The organism is Microbacterium sp. F51-2R, assembly GCF_052180235.1.
Lineage (GTDB): Bacteria > Actinomycetota > Actinomycetes > Actinomycetales > Microbacteriaceae > Microbacterium.
The window spans coordinates 2999020-3015640 of sequence record NZ_CP197470.1; the positions used below are offsets into that span (position 1 = coordinate 2999020).

12 protein-coding genes and 1 pseudogene are annotated in these 16621 nt (G+C 71.2%); 7 read left to right on the forward strand and 6 right to left on the reverse strand.

Annotated features, from left to right (window positions below; genetic code table 11):
• Positions 1-238 precede the first annotated feature (238 nt).
• The 4 genes from galU to ACSBPH_RS13160 all read right to left on the reverse strand — a co-directional run bounded on the left by galU (position 239) and on the right by ACSBPH_RS13160 (position 6552).
• Positions 239-1135 (reverse strand): UTP--glucose-1-phosphate uridylyltransferase GalU, encoded by an 897-nt coding sequence (galU, locus tag ACSBPH_RS13145; RefSeq protein WP_442574772.1) that lies wholly within the window; start codon positions 1133-1135, stop codon positions 239-241.
• A 346-nt stretch (positions 1136-1481) separates the two neighbouring features.
• Positions 1482-3896 (reverse strand): hypothetical protein, encoded by a 2415-nt coding sequence (locus ACSBPH_RS13150; protein ID WP_442574773.1) that lies wholly within the window; start codon positions 3894-3896, stop codon positions 1482-1484.
• 67 nt (positions 3897-3963) lie between these two features.
• Positions 3964-4098, reverse strand: coding sequence for a hypothetical protein (locus ACSBPH_RS13155; RefSeq protein ID WP_442574774.1), 135 nt, complete (start codon positions 4096-4098; stop codon positions 3964-3966).
• A gap of 573 nt (positions 4099-4671) precedes the next feature.
• A complete protein-coding gene (locus ACSBPH_RS13160; RefSeq protein WP_442574775.1) occupies positions 4672-6552 on the reverse strand; it encodes a DUF4012 domain-containing protein in 1881 nt (626 codons plus the stop codon).
• Positions 6553-6947: 395 nt separating this feature from the next.
• Here ACSBPH_RS13160 and rplM point away from each other — a divergent pair, with 395 nt between their 5' ends.
• The 3 genes from rplM to glmM are packed head-to-tail and all read left to right on the forward strand — an operon-like array spanning position 6948 to position 9277.
• The gene (rplM, locus tag ACSBPH_RS13165; RefSeq protein WP_442574776.1) at positions 6948-7394 is read left to right on the forward strand and encodes a 50S ribosomal protein L13; all 447 of its coding nucleotides are present in this window, start codon (positions 6948-6950) and stop codon (positions 7392-7394) included.
• Positions 7395-7420: 26 nt separating this feature from the next.
• On the forward strand, positions 7421-7903 hold the full coding sequence (gene rpsI, locus ACSBPH_RS13170) for a 30S ribosomal protein S9 (protein WP_442574777.1): 483 nt from the start codon (positions 7421-7423) through the stop codon (positions 7901-7903).
• A gap of 15 nt (positions 7904-7918) precedes the next feature.
• Complete coding sequence (gene glmM / locus ACSBPH_RS13175) at positions 7919-9277, forward strand: phosphoglucosamine mutase (RefSeq protein ID WP_442574778.1); 1359 nt, start codon at positions 7919-7921, stop codon at positions 9275-9277.
• Between the two features lie 181 nt (positions 9278-9458).
• Here the strand turns inward: glmM and ACSBPH_RS13180 are convergent, their stop codons facing one another.
• Entirely contained in the window at positions 9459-10193 is a 735-nt protein-coding gene (locus ACSBPH_RS13180) for a hypothetical protein (RefSeq protein WP_442574779.1), read from the reverse strand.
• 232 nt (positions 10194-10425) lie between these two features.
• Positions 10426-11358 carry a Ppx/GppA phosphatase family protein gene (locus ACSBPH_RS13185; RefSeq protein WP_442574780.1) on the reverse strand — a complete coding sequence of 311 codons (933 nt, stop codon included), beginning with the start codon at positions 11356-11358 and terminating at the stop codon, positions 10426-10428.
• Between the two features lie 125 nt (positions 11359-11483).
• Between ACSBPH_RS13185 and coaA the strand changes: the two genes are divergently transcribed.
• The 4 genes and pseudogenes from coaA to alr all read left to right on the forward strand — a co-directional run bounded on the left by coaA (position 11484) and on the right by alr (position 16597).
• Complete coding sequence (coaA, locus tag ACSBPH_RS13190; protein WP_442574781.1) at positions 11484-12548, forward strand: type I pantothenate kinase; 1065 nt, start codon at positions 11484-11486, stop codon at positions 12546-12548.
• Positions 12549-12639: 91 nt separating this feature from the next.
• Positions 12640-14493, forward strand: a complete 1854-nt coding sequence (glmS, locus tag ACSBPH_RS13195) for a glutamine--fructose-6-phosphate transaminase (isomerizing) (RefSeq protein ID WP_442574782.1) — start codon at positions 12640-12642, stop codon at positions 14491-14493.
• Positions 14494-14954: 461 nt separating this feature from the next.
• Positions 14955-15308 (forward strand): annotated as a pseudogene (locus ACSBPH_RS13200) (holo-ACP synthase); the annotation flags it as partial.
• A gap of 164 nt (positions 15309-15472) precedes the next feature.
• The gene (gene alr / locus ACSBPH_RS13205; protein ID WP_442574783.1) at positions 15473-16597 is read left to right on the forward strand and encodes an alanine racemase; all 1125 of its coding nucleotides are present in this window, start codon (positions 15473-15475) and stop codon (positions 16595-16597) included.
• Positions 16598-16621: the final 24 nt, after the last annotated feature.

Here is a 16621-nt window from a genome sequence, read left to right on the forward strand (position 1 = left end):
TGCTCGTCTGTCGCCTTTCGCAGGCCGTTGCCGGAGGGGGACGGATGCCGCGGGCCGGCCCCGGCCGCCGAGAGGGGAACACCAGCTCGACGACCGAGACCTGACTTGCCCGCCGGGTACGACCGGGAGGCGACACGCTTCCCGGTCCTGGGGGTCCGGTCGACCGGCGGCACGAGCGCCCGACGACCAGGGTCCGGAGGATGCGGCGGCACGAGCGCCGACCCCCGGAAGCGGGGGTTCAGACGAGGGTCGGGGTCAGCTCGTCCTTGATCCATGCGGCGAGCTCGGGGCCGAGGTCGTCGCGGTCGAGGGCGAGCTGGATGGTCGACTTCAAGTAGTCGAGGCGGTCGCCCGTGTCGTAGCGGCGGCCGCGGAACACGACGCCGAGCACGGGGCCCGCGATCTGCTCGTCGCCCGCGAGCTCCTGCAGGGCGTCGGTCAGCTGGATCTCGCCGCCCTTGCCCGGCTCGGTCGTCTCGAGCACCTCGAAGATCTCGGGCTTGAGCACATATCGCCCGATGATGGCGAGGTTGCTCGGCGCCTCGGCGGCCGACGGCTTCTCGACGAGCGCCTTGATGCGCACGACGTCCGGCTCGCCCGTCGGCACGACGTCGGCGCAGCCGTAGAGGTGGATCTGGCTCGAATCCACCTCCATGAGTGCCACGACCGTCGCCGACTGCGCCTGCGACACGTCGATCATGCGCGACAGCAGCGGGTCGCGCGCGTCGATGAGGTCGTCGCCCAGCAGCACCGCGAACGTCTCGTTGCCCACGTGCTTCTTCGCGCGCAGCACCGCGTGTCCCAGGCCCTTGGGGTCGCCCTGGCGCACGAAGTGGATGTCGGCGAGCGAGCTGGAGTGCATGACGCGCTCGAGCTTGCTGGTGTCGCCCTTCTGCTCGAGCGTGTGCTCGAGTTCGGTGACACGGTCGAAGTGGTTGGCGAGCGCGTTCTTGTTGCGGCCGATGATGACCAGGACGTCGTCGATGCCCGCGGCGACGGCCTCTTCCACGACGTACTGGATCGCCGGCTTGTCGACGACCGGGAGCATTTCCTTCGGCATCGCCTTGGTCGCCGGAAGGAAGCGCGTACCGAGACCCGCGGCAGGGATCACGGCCTTGATAGATCGATGGCTCATGCCATCGAGATTAGGGACTTCTCATGAAGCGGCGGTTACGACGGCGTATCGCGACGACACGATTCGCTAACAGTGCGTCGGAAGTGACGGATCACGGATGCCGGCTGGCGGGTCACGGATGCCGGCCACGGATGCGTGATCAGGATGCCGGGAAAAGGCGATCCCCCTCGGAACACGGCGAGTCTGGGGGAACTGCCGAAGGCCGAGGGGGATCTGGACCGCATCGAAGCCGATAGAGCTCTGCGGGTTCGAACCGGTCTGGGGGAACCGGTGCCGGAACACTTCAATGGGCCCACAACAACCGTAGTTGCCTCGCATACATGGTCCGGACCGTATGAGGCCCTTCTCATCTCAAACCAGTATGCGTAAGTGTCTTCTTCTTCGCTTTCGGACCCTGCATCAGGTCGGCGAAACCCTTTCGATCGGGCGCCGTGCTGAGCTCGGGGTCACGTGCGGCGAAGTCTTTCTGGAAGGCATCCGTCACTCCCGTCTCGAGCAGAGCCGTCACCGTGGAATCGGCGAACAGGCGGCCGCCCCAGCGCACGAGGTAGCACGCGAGCGAATACGCCAGGCCCGGCGAGACGGCGACGGCAGGCGACTCGAGGAACCGCTTCTCGGCGGCGGGATCGGTGCGTCCCGCCGCGATCGCGTCGAGGGCGAGCAGGTCGATCGCGGCGCGGGCGCGCGTCGCGCGGTTCTCGTCGGTGGGGGTCACGAGCCCGAGCCACTGCCGCAGGTGGTCGCGTGTGCGGACGACGCGCCCATGCACCTCGGGGAGTGGCCGGAGCGCCGCGAGATTGCGGGTGATGGCCGCGGCGGTCATGGTGAGCGAGACGAACGCGGGATCGTCGGATGCCTCGCGCAGCCCGACCTCGTCGACGCGGTCGGTGACCCGCTGGAACAGGCGGTCGAGGTAGTCGCGCAGCTCGCCGGCATTCGTGCTGTCGCGGTGGAGCGCCCAGTCGAGCGTCCACCGGGCGAGGCGGTTGAACGGGTCGGATCTCGCCGCGGTGCGCAGGAGCTCGACCGCGTCGGACTTGCTGCGCGGGTTCTTCGCGTACCAGGTCGTCGCGATGTTGGTCAGTGCGATGCTCGCGGGAACCGTCGCGCCGAGCATCGCGCGGTCGTAGTCGTGTGCCTGCAGCTCGCGGAACGTCGCGACGGCGTGCGCGGCCGCGACGACCGCGAGCACATCGCGGGGGAGCGGCGGCTCACTGACGGCCTCCTCCGCGACGGGAGGCACGTCGCGTACACGGTCGATCCGCAATCCGCGGGGGATATAGCCGTGGCGCTCGCGGTCTCGGTCGTACCGACGCCGGTATTCAGGCCGCGAGGCGTGGGAGTGGGGGTGGGTGCCCTGGCTCGGACTCGCGGCGGCTGCTGTGGGGGAACCGGCCGCAGCCGAACCAGCCGTCGAACCAGCCGCCGCCGAACCGGCCGCCGCCGAACCGGGCGTCGAACCGGCCGGCGAACCGGGCGCCGCCGAACCGGGCGCCGAACCGGCCGGCGAACCTCCGGCTCCCGAACCGGCCGTCGAGCCTCCGGCGGCTTCGGCCTCGGGCGACTTCTCAGGCTCCTTCTCAGGCTCGGCCAGGAGCGCGGCGATCGGCGGCACCGAGCCGTAGGGCGACTGGTCGAGCGCGATCCGTTCGGACTTCTTCGCGCGTCCGTGCCGCGCGATGACGAGCGACGCCTCTCGGTCGGACTGCTGGTCGAGCGTCACAGTCCAGGGCGCGAAGCCGACGAGGTAGAGCACGATCCCCTGCAGCGCCGACACCCAGCCCGTGTTCGAGAGCGCCGTGAGCGCCGTCGCGACCGAGGGGAGGTCGGCCCCCGCCGGCACCTCGACGGTGCGCCCGCCCGAGCCCGCGATCTTTCGGATGCGGTACACGACGTCGGCGGAGGTGAGCCCGGTCGCGTCGTCTTTCGTGTTGACCGTGACCTGCACGCGCATGCCGGAGGCGAGCCAGAGGCTCACCCCGTACGCGCCCATGAGGCCCGCCGCGGCGAGGAGGAGGAGCAGTGGGATGCTCTCGGCCATCCGGCCGGCGTTGATCTGGTAGCCCGCGACGCAGAGCGCGATCGGTGCGCCGACGAGGAGAGTCCAGCCGGCGCCCGCGAGCACGCGCCGATCGGTGACCGACGAGGTGCGGTTGCGGATGGCGGGGACTTCGACCAGCAGCCGCGCGACGACGAAGAGGGCGAGCACGCCGCCGGCGACGAACCCGGCCGCGCCCGCAAGGGGCGCGATGGCCCGGGCGAACCACTTGTCCCACCCTTCGCCGAAGGCGCCGACCGCCGAGGTGGGGGTCGGCGTCGGGACGGACGCCGGAGCCGCGGCGGCGGCCTCGGCATCCGTCTCCCCGTCCGTCGGCGTGGGAGTCGGCACGGGGCAGGTCGCCGCACACGGCGGCTGCACGACGATCGTGGTTCCGCCGTTGAGGCCGACCGTCACGCCAGGCGAAGGCGACGCGGGCGCGGTCTGGGCGGGGGTTTGAGCGGACGTGGTCGAGGCGTCGGGGGTAGGGCCGGGCGGCAGCGTGCGCGTCGGCGCGGGCGTCGCGCGCAGGGTCGGGGAGGGGCTCGCCGTCGCGGAGGGGCTCTGACCGGGTGTGCCTCCGCCGGGGGCGCGGGCCGCGGCATCCGCGAACAACACTGCCGACAGCAGCACCGCGACCGCGAGCGCGAGCAGCACCACCCCCGCGCCGATCGAGACCGCCGGCGGTCGTGGTTCCCCGGCCGCAATCGCATCGTCGGACAACGCAGCCCCCTTGCTGTCGCTTCGTCCTCGTCCCCGGCACCATCGTGGAGCCGCGGGCATCGCCGGGTCAAGGGGTATGCCGCGCGGCGACCGCTGTCGGCCGCCGTTGTCGGCCGCCACTGTCGGCCGCAGCGTCGGAGATCGCCACGTCGTCGGAGATCGCCACAGTGTCGGAGATCGCCACGTCGTCGGAGATCGCCACAGCGTCGGAGCCGAAGTGCCGGATCGCTCCGACGTTGTGGTTATCCCACACGTTGTGGCGGGCCAGCGGGATGCCTGAGCCCCGCGCCCCAAAACCGTGAGCCCGCCCCGCGCGGCGCCCCGAAACCGTGAGCCTCCACCTGAACGCCGAGACCGTGGGGCGCACCCACGCTCTCGGCGCGGAGATGGAGGCTCACGGGTCGGGGTCGGGGTCGGGGTCGGGGTCGAGGTCGAGGTCGCGGGGTCGAGGTCGCGGGGTCGAGGTCGAGGTCGGGGGCGCCGCGCCGCGCGAGCGGGGCGGGCGGGCCGCGCCGCGCGAGCGGGGTCGGGGTCGAGGTCGAGGTCGGGGGCGCCGCGCCGCGCGAGCGGGGCGGGCGGGCCGGGGGAGACGGCGGGATCGAGGGGATGCCGCGGGCCTCAGCGTCGGAGATCGCCACGTCGTCGGAGCCGAACCGCCGGATCGCTCCGACGTTGTGGTTATCCCCGACGTTGTGGCGGGGCAGGCGCGAGGCAAGCCCGCCGCGACGGCGCCCGGTCAGAACCAGCCCGGCAGGACCCGGTCAGGACGGCGGGCTCAGCCGCAGGCCTTCTCCTCGAAGGTGACGGGCGTGCTGCTGAGCATCGGCGTCGTGCGCACCGCGACGGGAGAACCGGGCGTGCCGAGCGAAGCCCGGTCGACGGTCGAGGTGAAGGTCACCGTGCGCGAGCCGCCGCGCGGAACCCCGACCGTGATCGTCTTGCCCGGCCGGTTCTGCTCGGTGCCCGTGCGCACGAGGCTGCGGAAGTCGCCGTTCTGCGGGTCGCTCGACGCGATCTGCCCGCCCACGGGCCCGAAGAAGAGCACGTCCATGACGATCGTGTCGCGCGGCACCCCGAACCTCGGCCCGCGGATGTTGAGCGCGTAGTCGCTCACCCCCGTGCTCGGCACGTCGGACTTCAGCGTGATCGCGGTCGTGATCGTCGCGGGGCCGTCGCCGGCCGCGCACGTGTCGGAGGTCACGTGGATGCTGCTGGAGAGGTAGTAGTCGAGCTTGCTGTAGCCCGAGTCGTTGAGGAAGATCCCGACCTGCGCGGTCTGGGAGTTGTCGGGCTCGAACGTGCCGGAGGCGCCGTACTCGACCGACATCGCCTGCTCGTCCTCGCGCGTGAACCACACCATGACGTGCTTCGTGTCGACGCCGGTCTTCATCGCGTCGAGGAGCGCCAGCGGCGTGCCGGCGCCCGACACGACCTTCGAGAAGACGCGGTTCACGGCATCCCCGAAGAAGACGTCCATCTGCATCGGATCGGTGAAGCGGTCGTAGACCTGCTCGAGCAGCACCTGCGACGCGTTGCCGGAGTCGAGCTGACTGCCGTCGGCGAGCTCGACCGGGCCGGTCGCGGCGAGCAGGTACTGCAGCGCGACGGGGTCGAGCGAGATGACGCCGTCGATCGGGCCGCCGATCTCCTTCTGCCAGAGCCGCGTCATGAGGTCGGCGCTCGTCGGGAAGTTCGGCGTGCGCGTGTAGTTCTGCATGCTGCGGATCGTGTCGCCCTCATAGAGGCCAAGCGCCTCGGCGGGCATGCCGGGATCCATGCCGGCGCCGGCATTCTCGAGCTCGGTCGAGTTGCTCAGGCGGGGGAGCGAGATCGCCCCGTTCTCGATGTGGAGAAGGGCGAGGGATGCCGGGATCCCGCCGGTCGCGCGCGTCTCGGCGTTGTTCTGGAACATCAGGAGGTAGTTGCGCGGCTCGTTCTGTCCGAGCACGCGCAGCGCGACAGGAAGGATGTGCTCGGCCTCGTTGAGGGCGGGCGCGGCCTGATCGAGCACGTCGACGAGCTCGCCGATCGCATCGTCGACCTGCGGCACGAGGTTCGCCCGGTTGATGTCGGCGACCTCGCCCTGCGCCTTGGCGACCGCGTCGCGGAGGGCCGGGATCGTCGGCAGCGCCGCCTGGAACGCCGCGAGGTCGATGCGACCGTCCTTCAGGCCCAGCTGGTTGATGTCGACGACGCCGAGGAGCTGGATAGCGGGCGGCAGCGCGTCCTCCACCAGGATGTGGGTCGCAGCCGTCGTCTTGCGCACCGCCGACAGGTTCTCGCCGAAGACCGGCACCTGTTCGACGAGCGTCCAGATCGGGTCATCCGTCGCCGCGAGAGCCGCGTCCGCGTGAGCCGTGAGCTCCGTCGCAGCCGCCTCGAGGCCCGCCGTGTCGCGCGCCTGGGCAAGGCCGGGGAGGGTCGCCACGACGCTGCGCGCCGCGGTCAGCTCGTCGCGCACGGTGAAGGCGCGGTCGGCGATGTTCTTGACGGCGAACGCCGTCGCCACGGCCGCGGCGATCAGCAGCAGGAAGAGGACGAGCAGCACCCACGGCCAGATCCGCCGTTTGCGCCGGGGAGCCTCGCCATCGTCCTCCGGCTCGAAGAGATCGTCGAGCTCGTCTTGGCGCGCGCGACCGCTCGCCCGCCTGGTCACAGGCGGGACGTCACCGGACGCTCCCCCACGGGCGTCCCCATCCCCAGGTCCCACGGACCACAGCTTAGATGAGCGAGCCTGGAAGCCCGCCACGAAGTGCGCGGATGACGGATGCCTCGGTGTACCCTGTGCGCAGGTCCCCGGTCGGGCGTTTTCCCCAACGCATCCCCAAGCCGGCCGGGGGCCCTCCCGGGGGGGCTGCCGAGCGGCCTCGCGAAGAGCCGGTTTGGCCGAGGCATCCGGATGTCGTAGACTTACCCTTTGGTGTCGGCTCAGCTGACCCGTCATCACGAACGTGAGCCCTCCACTGGCGTCTTTCGCCGCGTATCGCGCGGAAAAGCACCCCGGAGCGGGATTCACGAACTTCTCCGTTCGATCAAGAAAGCAGCACTACTGTGACGCGCACTTTCACCCCCAAGGCTGGCGAAGTCCAGCGCGAGTGGCTGGTCATCGACGCGACTGACGTCGTCCTCGGCCGCCTCGCCTCGCACGCGGCGGTCCTCCTCCGCGGCAAGCACAAGCCCACGTTCGCCAACCACGTCGACACCGGTGACTTCGTCATCATCGTCAACGCCGAGAAGGTCGCGCTGACGGGCCAGAAGCTCGAGCAGAAGAAGGCCTACCGCCACTCGGGCTACCCGGGCGGCCTCAAGTCGGTCACCTACTCGGAGCTCCTCGAGAAGAACCCCGTCCGCGCGGTCGAGAAGGCCGTCCGCGGCATGCTCCCCAAGAACAGCCTGGGTGCCCAGCAGCTGTCGAAGCTGAAGGTCTACCGCGGTGCCGAGCACCCGCACGCCGCGCAGCAGCCCAAGACGTACACCTTCGACCAGGTCGCCCAGTAAGCGCCGCCCAGAATAAGGACACACTCGTGGCGAAGATCCAGGATTCCGCAGACCTCAGCAACTACTCGACCGAGACCCCGGTCGACCAGGAGGCTGTCGCCGCCGAGCGCCCCGTGCTCTCGGTCCCCGGCGCAGCCGTCGGCCGCCGCAAGGAGGCGATCGCGCGCGTGCGCCTCGTCCCCGGCACCGGCACCATCACCATCAACGGACGCACGTTCGAGGACTACTTCCCGAACAAGCTCCACCAGCAGCTCGTCACCGACCCCTTCACGGTGCTGAACCTCACCGACGCGTACGACGTCATCGCGCGCATCTCGGGTGGTGGCCCCTCGGGTCAGGCCGGCGCGCTGCGTCTCGGCATCGCTCGTGCGCTCAACGAGATCGACGTCGAGAACAACCGCCCGACGCTCAAGAAGGCCGGCTTCCTCTCGCGCGACGCCCGCATCAAGGAGCGCAAGAAGGCCGGTCTCAAGAAGGCGCGCAAGGCGCCTCAGTACTCGAAGCGATAAAGCGAGTTCAATCCGATGCCGCTGTTCGGCACGGACGGGGTGCGGGGGCTGGCCAACGGCCCCCTCACCGCCGACCTCGCTCTCACCCTGGCCCAGGCGACCGCCGTCGTCCTGGGCCAGGGCCGTACGGCCGAGGCACGCCGCGCTGCCGGCAAGCGCCTCACGGCCGTCGTCGCGCGTGACCCCCGCATCTCGGGGGAGTTCCTCGCCGCCGCCGTCGCCGCGGGACTCGCGTCTTCGGGCGTCGACGTGCTCGAGGCCGGCGTCCTGCCGACCCCCGCTGCCGCGTACCTGATCGCCGACACCGACGCCGACTTCGGCGTCATGGTCTCGGCGTCGCACAACCCGGCGCCCGACAACGGCATCAAGATCTTCGCGCGCGGAGGCGTCAAGCTCCCCGACATCGTCGAGCAGCGCATCGAAGCCGCCATGGCCGCCCCCAAGCTTCAGCCGACGGGCGCCGCGGTCGGGCGCATCCGCCGCTTCGCCGACGCCGAGGACCGCTACGTCGTGCACCTGCTCGCGTCGCTGCCGCATCGCCTCGACGGCATCCACGTCGTGCTCGACTGCGCCCACGGCGCGGCGGCCGGCGTCTCGCCCGAGACCTTCCGCGATGCGGGGGCCCGGGTCACGGTCATCGGCGCCGATCCCGACGGCCTCAACATCAACGACGGCGTCGGTTCGACGCACCTCGATCTCCTGGCGGAGCATGTCGTGCGGGTCGGCGCGGACGTCGGGATCGCCCACGACGGCGACGCCGACCGCTGCCTCGCGGTCGACGCCTCCGGAAGGATCGTCGACGGCGACCAGATCATGGCCATCCTCGCCGTGTCGATGAAGGAGCGCGGGCACCTCGCGCACGACACCCTCGTCGCGACGGTCATGAGCAACCTCGGACTCCACCGCGCGATGGCCGATCACGGCATCCGTCTGGAACAGACCCGAGTCGGCGACCGCTACGTGCTCGAGCGCATGGACGAAGGCGGCTTCGCCCTCGGCGGCGAGCAGTCCGGCCACGTCATCATGAGCGAATACGCCACGACCGGCGACGGTCTGCTGACGGGCCTGCACCTCGTCGCCGAGATGGCGCGGCAGGGCAAGACGCTCGCCGAGCTCGCATCGATCATGACGGTGTATCCGCAGGTGCTGGTCAACGTCCGCGGCGTCGACCGCTCGCGCGCCGACACCGACGAGGGCGTCCTCGAGGCGGTGCGCGAGGTGGAGGCCGAGCTCGGCGACACGGGGCGTGTGCTGCTGCGCGCCAGCGGCACCGAGCCTCTCGTGCGCGTGATGGTCGAGGCATCCGATCAGGACACCGCCGAAGCCGCCGCCGCCCGTCTGGCCGACGTCGTCGGCGCGCGCCTCGCGCTCTAGCCGCTCGCTCGTTCCTCGCCTTTCGGGCGCCTCGCTCGTTCCTCGGTTCGTGGCGGGCGGATGCGGGGAGGCCGGCAGGGAAAGCGAGATCCCGGCCGCCCCACGAGGGGACGACCGGGATCTCAAGAGGTCAGGGTCAGGCAGCCAGCCAGCCAGGCCCGGCCAGACCTACGAGGCCGGGTCAGTGCGACGCGGCCCAGGACTGCAGCGTCGCCAGCGGCACGCCGGCCTTCGCGACGTTCTTGTTCAGGTTGACGGCCTTGGCGATCTGCGCGGCCGAGCATCCGCCGGCGTCGGCGATGGTGATCCCCGACGAGGCGAGGTTCCCGTCGACGAAGAGGCCGGAGCGGTTGGCGTAGTACGAGCCCGCGGCCGGACGCGAGACGGCGTCGGGGAGCACGGTGCCGCTGCAGAAGTCGACCGAGTCGGCAACGCCGTCCTTGTCGGCATCCGCGGGTGCGATCACGCCGCCGCTTGCGCCGCTCGCCGTCGAGCAGTCGAACGTCCATGTCAACGCCGGAGCGGTGCCGCCGTTCGTCTGCAGCGACCAGCTCAGCGTGTACACCGAGCTCGCCGGAGCGGTGAAGGTGAGCCCGGTCGCCGAGGGAGCGGCATAGAAGAAGAAGTTGAGACCGATCGTCGCACTCAGAAGGATGTCGTAGGTCGTCGTCGGCGAGACGGTCGCCGTGATCGACTCGCCGGCCTGCAGCGCGACGCCGCTGTATGACACGCCGGGTCCGGTGGCGGTGAGGCCCTCGAAGGTCGCGCAGCTGTTCGACGGCGCGACGGGAGCGGCAGGGGCGGGCTTGGCGGTGCTCACAGGGGCGGCGCTCGCGGGGGCGATGGCGACGGCGACAGCAAGTGCCAGGCCGGCGCCGACGCCGATGGCGCCTCGCAGGATATGACGTGCTCGCATGGGGGTCCTCGATTCTTCGGGGCGGTTGGGGAGGTGGGGGTGACGTAGCCCGAGCCCAGGGGCCACAGACGAGTACATCTTTATCAGCAGTCACACAGGTAACGGGAGTGTTAATTTGCCCCACTCCCACCCGCTGGGACACGGCGGTCTGCGGGCTGGCGTGACGCCCGCGAGACGCGACGGCGCGACGCAGCACCGCAGCCGCGCCCGGCTGCGGTCGATCAGGCCGGGCTCAGCCCCAGGACATCGACTCGATGTAGCGCAGAAGCACGCCCTCGCGCAGAGCCCAGGGGCTCACCTCGAGCTCGTCCACCTCGAGCAGCGTCATCGCCGTGTGGAGCACGACCGCGCCCGCCACGATCTGGAACGTGCGATCGGCCGTGATCCCGGGCAGCTCCTGCCGCGCGGAGGCCGGAATGCGCGCGAGCCGCGGAATCCACGAGCCGAGCGACTCGCGGGGCAGCAGCATCCCCTCGATCCCTGACGATCCCGGAACCGGGTGCCCCGCGAGCTTCGCGAGCGATCGGATCGCCTTCGACGAGCCGACGACGTGATCGGGGCGGTCCTGCGCCAGGAACTGCTCGACGACGGGCTGCAGCGTCTTGCGCGCGTGGCGCTCCAGCACCTCGATGGCGTCCTCGCCGGGCGGGTCGTCGGGGAGGAACTCGATCGTCATGCGGCCGGCGCCCAGGGGGACGGATGCCGCGACATCCGGCAGCTCGTCGGCACCCGACGCGAGCTCGAGCGACCCGCCGCCGATGTCGAAGAGCAGGATGTGGCCGGCGGCCCAGCCGAACCAGCGCCGCACGGCGAGGAAGGTGAAGCGCGCCTCGGACTCGCCGCCCAGCACCTGGAGCTCCTGTCCGAGCGCCTCCTCGATCCGGGCGATCACGTCGGCGCCGTTCGTGGCCTCGCGCACGGCGGACGTCGCCGTCGCGAGGAGCTCGTCGACCTTCTCCTCGCGCGCGACCTTCTTCGCCCCGGTCACGGCGTCGACGAGGGCGGTGACGCCCTCCTCGGTGATCGAGCCGTCGGGGGCGAGGTAGCGCATGAGGCGCAGCACCGAGCGCTGACTCGTCGTCGCGAGAGGGCGGCCTCCGGGCCGGGCATCCGCGACGAGAAGGTGGACGGTGTTCGAACCGATGTCGAGGACTCCCAAACGCACGGGTCGAGGTTACAGGCGCGCAAACGTGTCGATCCGCACATGACTGCGGACATGACTGCGCACGGGCCTGCGCGCATGACTGCGCACAAGGCAACGGCCGCCGCCGGGTGGATACGATGGGCGCGATGTCCGCCGAAGCAGCGATCCCGCCAGACGCCTCCGCCACCGTCGAAGACGTCGACGGCGCTGACCCCGTCGACGGCGCTGCCCCCGCCAACGGCGCTGCCCCCGCCGCGGCCTCCGACGACTCGTATGCCGACGCCGACCTCAGCCCCGCGCTGTATCGCGAGATCGACCGCGCCGAGTGGTCGCGCCTCTCCGGCGGCCTGGCGCAGCCTCTGTCCGAGACGGAGGTCGTGCAGCTGCGCGGAATCGGCGACCGCCTCGACCTCCGCGAGGTGCGCGAGGTCTACCTCCCGCTCAGCCGCCTCCTCAGCCTCTACGCCGCGGCGACGAAGCGCCTGGGCGCCGACACCGCCGGGTTCTTCCAGGAGCCCGACTCGACGACCCCCTTCGTCATCGGCGTCGCCGGATCGGTCGCCGTCGGCAAGTCCACGATCGCGCGCCTGCTGCGTGAGCTGGTGAGCCGCTGGCCCGACACCCCGCGCGTCGAGCTCGTGACGACCGACGGCTTCCTCTACCCGAACGCCGAGCTCGAGCGCCGCGGGCTCATGGGTCGCAAAGGCTTCCCCGAGTCCTACGACCGCCGCGCGCTCGTGCAGTTCCTCACCGACGTCAAGAGCGGCGCGGCCGAGGCGCACGCGCCCTTCTACTCGCACCTGCGGTACGACATCGTCCCCGACGCGCACATCACGGTGCGCCGGCCCGACGTCGTGATCGTCGAGGGCCTCAACGTCCTCCAGCCGCCGCCGCAGCCGAACGACGTGGCCGTGAGCGACCTGTTCGACTTCTCGATCTACGTGGATGCCGCGACGGAGCACATCACGCAGTGGTACGTCGACCGGTTCCTGGCGCTGCGCCGCGCGGCATTCTCCAACCCCACCTCGTACTTCAAGGTGTTCGCGGAGCTCACCGACGAACAGGCCGTCTCGATGGCGCTCGGGTTCTGGAACGACATCAACCTGCCGAACCTCGAAGAGAACGTGAAGCCCACGCGCCATCGCGCGACCCTCGTGCTGCACAAGGCGGCCGACCACGCCGTCGAGCGGGTGCTTCTGCGCAAGCTCTGACCGCGGCGCCTTCACGGGAGATCGAGCGGATGCCGCGGCATCCGTCGTTTGTACAGGCAACTCACGAAACCCCCCGCCTACCATTGAGGGCATGTGTGGAATCGTCGGATACGTCGGCCCGAGGGATAGTCAGGCCATCCTCCTCTCCGGGCTCGCCCGCCTGGAGTATCGCGGGTACGACTCGGCCGGGATCGCCGTGATCGACGGCGACGGGGGCCTCGGCATGCGCAAGAAGGCCGGCAAGCTCAGCGTCCTGCGCGACGACCTCGTCGCGCACCCCCTCCCGGACGGCAAGACCGGCATCGGTCACACCCGCTGGGCGACGCACGGCGGACCCACCGACGCGAACGCCCACCCGCACCTCGCCGACGACGATGACCTCGCGCTCATCCACAACGGCATCATCGAGAACTTCTCCGACCTGAAGGCCGGACTCCTCGCCGAGGGCTACACCTTCCGCAGCGAGACCGACACCGAGGTCGCCGCGGTGCTGCTCGGCCGCGAGTACCGCAAGAACGGCGGCGACCTCGTCGAGGCCTTCCGCGGCACGGTCTCGCAGCTCGAGGGCGCCTTCACGCTCCTCGCGATGCACGAAGACCACCCCGGCCTCGTCGTGGGCGCTCGCCGCAATTCGCCGCTGGTCATCGGCCTGGGCGACGGCGAGAACTTCCTCGCGTCCGACGTGGCGGCCTTCGTCGAGCACACCCGCCACGCCCTCGCGATCGGCCAGGACGAGATCGTCGCCATCACGCCCGCCGGCGTCGAGGTGACCGACTTCTCGGGTGAGACCGTCGAGGTCGAGCCGTTCGAAGTGCTGTGGGATGCCGCGGCCGCCGACAAGGGCGGCTGGTCGTCGTTCATGGCCAAGGAGGTGTCGGAGGAGCCCGAGGCCGTCGCGAACACGCTGCGCGGCCGCATCCGTGACGGGGTCGTCTCGATCCCCGAGCTCGACGGACTCGACGATCTCTTCGCCGGGATCAACCGCATCATCGTCATCGCGTGCGGCACCGCCGCCTATGCCGGTATGGTCGGGAAGTACGCGCTGGAGCAGTGGGCGCGCGTGCCCGTCGACGTCGAGCTCGCGCACGAGTTCCGCTACCGCGACCCGGTGATCGGCCCCGACACCCTCGTCGTCTCGATCAGCCAGTCGGGCGAGACGATGGACACCCTCATGGCCGTCAAGTACGCCCGCGAGGCCGGCGCCAAGACGGTGTCGATCTGCAACACGCAGGGCGCGACCATCCCGCGGGAGTCCGACGCGATCGTCTACACGCACGCCGGCCCCGAGGTCGCCGTCGCCTCGACGAAGGCCTTCGTCGCGCAGATCACCGCGCTCTACCTCCTCGCGCTGCACATCGGCGGGGTGCGGGGTTCGCTCACTCCGACCGAGATCGAGCAGCACGTGCTCGAGCTCGAGGCGGTGCCCGACAAGATCCAGCGCATCCTCGACCGCTCGCAGAAGCACATCGAGGAGTTCGCCGGATGGATGGCCGACACCCGCTCGGTGCTCTTCCTCGGCCGTCACGTGGGCTACCCGATCGCGCTCGAGGGCGCGCTCAAGCTCAAGGAGATCTCCTACATCCACGCCGAGGGCTTCGCCGCCGGCGAGCTCAAGCACGGTCCGATCGCGCTCATCGAGCCCGGACAGCCCGTGTTCGTCATCGTGCCCTCGCCGCGCGAGTCGCCGGTGCTGCACTCCAAGGTCGTGTCGAACATCCAGGAGATCCGCGCGCGCGGCGCGCGCGTCATCGCGATCGCCGAGGAGGGCGATGCGGCTGTCCTGCCCTTCGCCGACGAGGTGCTGCACATCCCGCTCGCCTCGCCGCTCATGGAGCCGCTCCTGGCGGTCGTGCCGCTGCACATCTTCGCGATGGGCCTCGCCACGGCCAAGGGCCTCGACGTCGACCAGCCGCGCAACCTCGCCAAGTCCGTCACGGTCGAGTAGCGGCGGGCGCTTCCGGCCGGATTCGCGCGCCGTTACGGTCTGCGGCGCGTTCATAACTCCGGAGGATCGGCCGGGGTCGGGGCTGTGCCGCGGCGTGTCGGCGGGGTCGGCGCGGGTTTCTCCGGAGTTGTGAACGCCGGGCGGGGACCGGTCGGCGTGGTCCGAGCCGGCTGGCCGGTCCGGCCGGCGTCCCGGTCCGAGCCGGCGTCCCGGTCCGAGTCCGTGTGGTCCGAGCGGGCGTCCCGGTCCGGCCCGCCCCCGGCCCGCCCCCGGACCGCCCCCGGACCGCCCCCGCCCGGGTCCGGTCCGGTCCGCCCCTGTACCTAACTCAGGATGAGCAGACGCCTTGAGGCCGGAAAGGCGGCGTGTCGGGGTTCGGCCGCGCGCTTTTCCTGAGTTGGGTACGCGGTGGGCCGCGGTAGGGTGACGGATGCCGCGCCCGCGGCGCGAGGGGAGGGTCGATGATCGTCGGAATCGGCGTCGATCTCGTCGACATCCCCCGGTTCGAGCGCACCCTCCAGCGCACGCCGAGGCTCCTCGAACGGCTGTTCTCCCCGTCGGAGCGCGTACGCCCGCCGCGATCGCTCGCGGCGCGCTACGCGGCCAAGGAGGCGCTCATCAAGGCGCTCGGCGGGTCGGACGGCGTTCACTGGAGCGAGATCGAGGTCGCGTCCGAGGCATCCGGTCGTCCTGTGTTCGTCCTCACCGGTTCGACCGCCGCGGTCGTCGCCGAGCGGGGCATCACGATGATGCACCTGTCGATGTCGCACGACGCCAACCTCGCCACGGCCTACGTCATCGCCGAGTCCGCACCCCGGCCCGACCCCACACCCACACCCGACCCCACACCCACACCCGACCCCGCACCCAGACCGCGGCCCGCACCCAGACCCCGGCCCGACCCCGCACCCCGGCCCGACCCCGCACCCAATCCGCGGCCTGCGCCCACACCCGACCCCGCACCCCGAGAGGATGCCCCATGAGCCGCCTGCCCGACGGCGTCCTGCGCGAGGCGACGATCGACGTCGGAGCGATCACGGCGAACGTGCGGCACCTGCGCCGGCTGACCGAGTCCGAGGTCATCGCGGTCGTCAAGGCCGACGGCTACGGGCACGGCGCGGTCCGCAGCGCCGTCGCGGCCCTCGAGGGCGGGGCGAGCCGGCTCGGCGTCGCCGACGTCGGCGAGGCGCTCGCACTCCGGCGCGCGGGAGTGGATGCCCCGATCCTCGCGTGGTTGCACCCTCCCGGCGCCAACTTCCGCGAGGCGGCCGCCGCGAGCATCGAGCTCGGCATCTCGAGCTTCGACCAGCTGCTGCAGGCGTCGGCCGCGGCATCCGTCGACCGTCCCGTCTCGGTGCACCTCAAGCTCGAGACGGGTCTCGGACGCAACGGCGTCGCCCCCGACGACTACCGCGTCGTGTTCTCGGAGGCCGCGCGGCTGGAGCGCATCGGCAAGCTGCGCGTCGTCGGGATCTTCAGCCACCTCTCCAACGCCTCGGCCGACGACGACCGCGCGGCGCTGCGCGTGTTCCACGATGCGCTGGGCACCGCGGCCGCGGCGGGCCTCGCCCCGCCCCTCCGGCACATCGCCGCGAGCCACGCCGCCATCGCCCTCCCCGAGTCGCGGCTCGGATGCGTGCGCCTGGGCATCTCGATCTACGGCCTGTCGCCGTTCTCCGACCGGGACTCGGGCGACCTCGGCCTCCGTCCCGCCATGACGCTCCGCGCCCCTGTCGCCGCGGTGCGCCGCGTGCCCGCGGGCCACGGCGTCTCGTACGGATACGACTACCGCACCGACCGCGAGACGACCCTCGCCCTCGTGCCGCTCGGCTACGCCGACGGCGTGCCGCGCAATGCGTCGGGCTGGGGGCCGGTCTCGATCGACGGCGCCCGCCACCGCGTCGCCGGGCGCATCGCGATGGACCAGTTCATCGTCGACGTCGGCGACCAGCCCGTACGCGTCGGCGACGAGGCCGTGCTCTTCGGCGATCCGACGCTGGGCGTCCCCTCCGCGGGCGAGTGGGCGGATGCCGCGTCCACCATCAACTACGAGATCGTCACGCGCATCGGGCCCCGCGTCCCGCGCCGGCAGGTCTCGTCATGAGCGGGAACGCCGACGCCGCCGCCG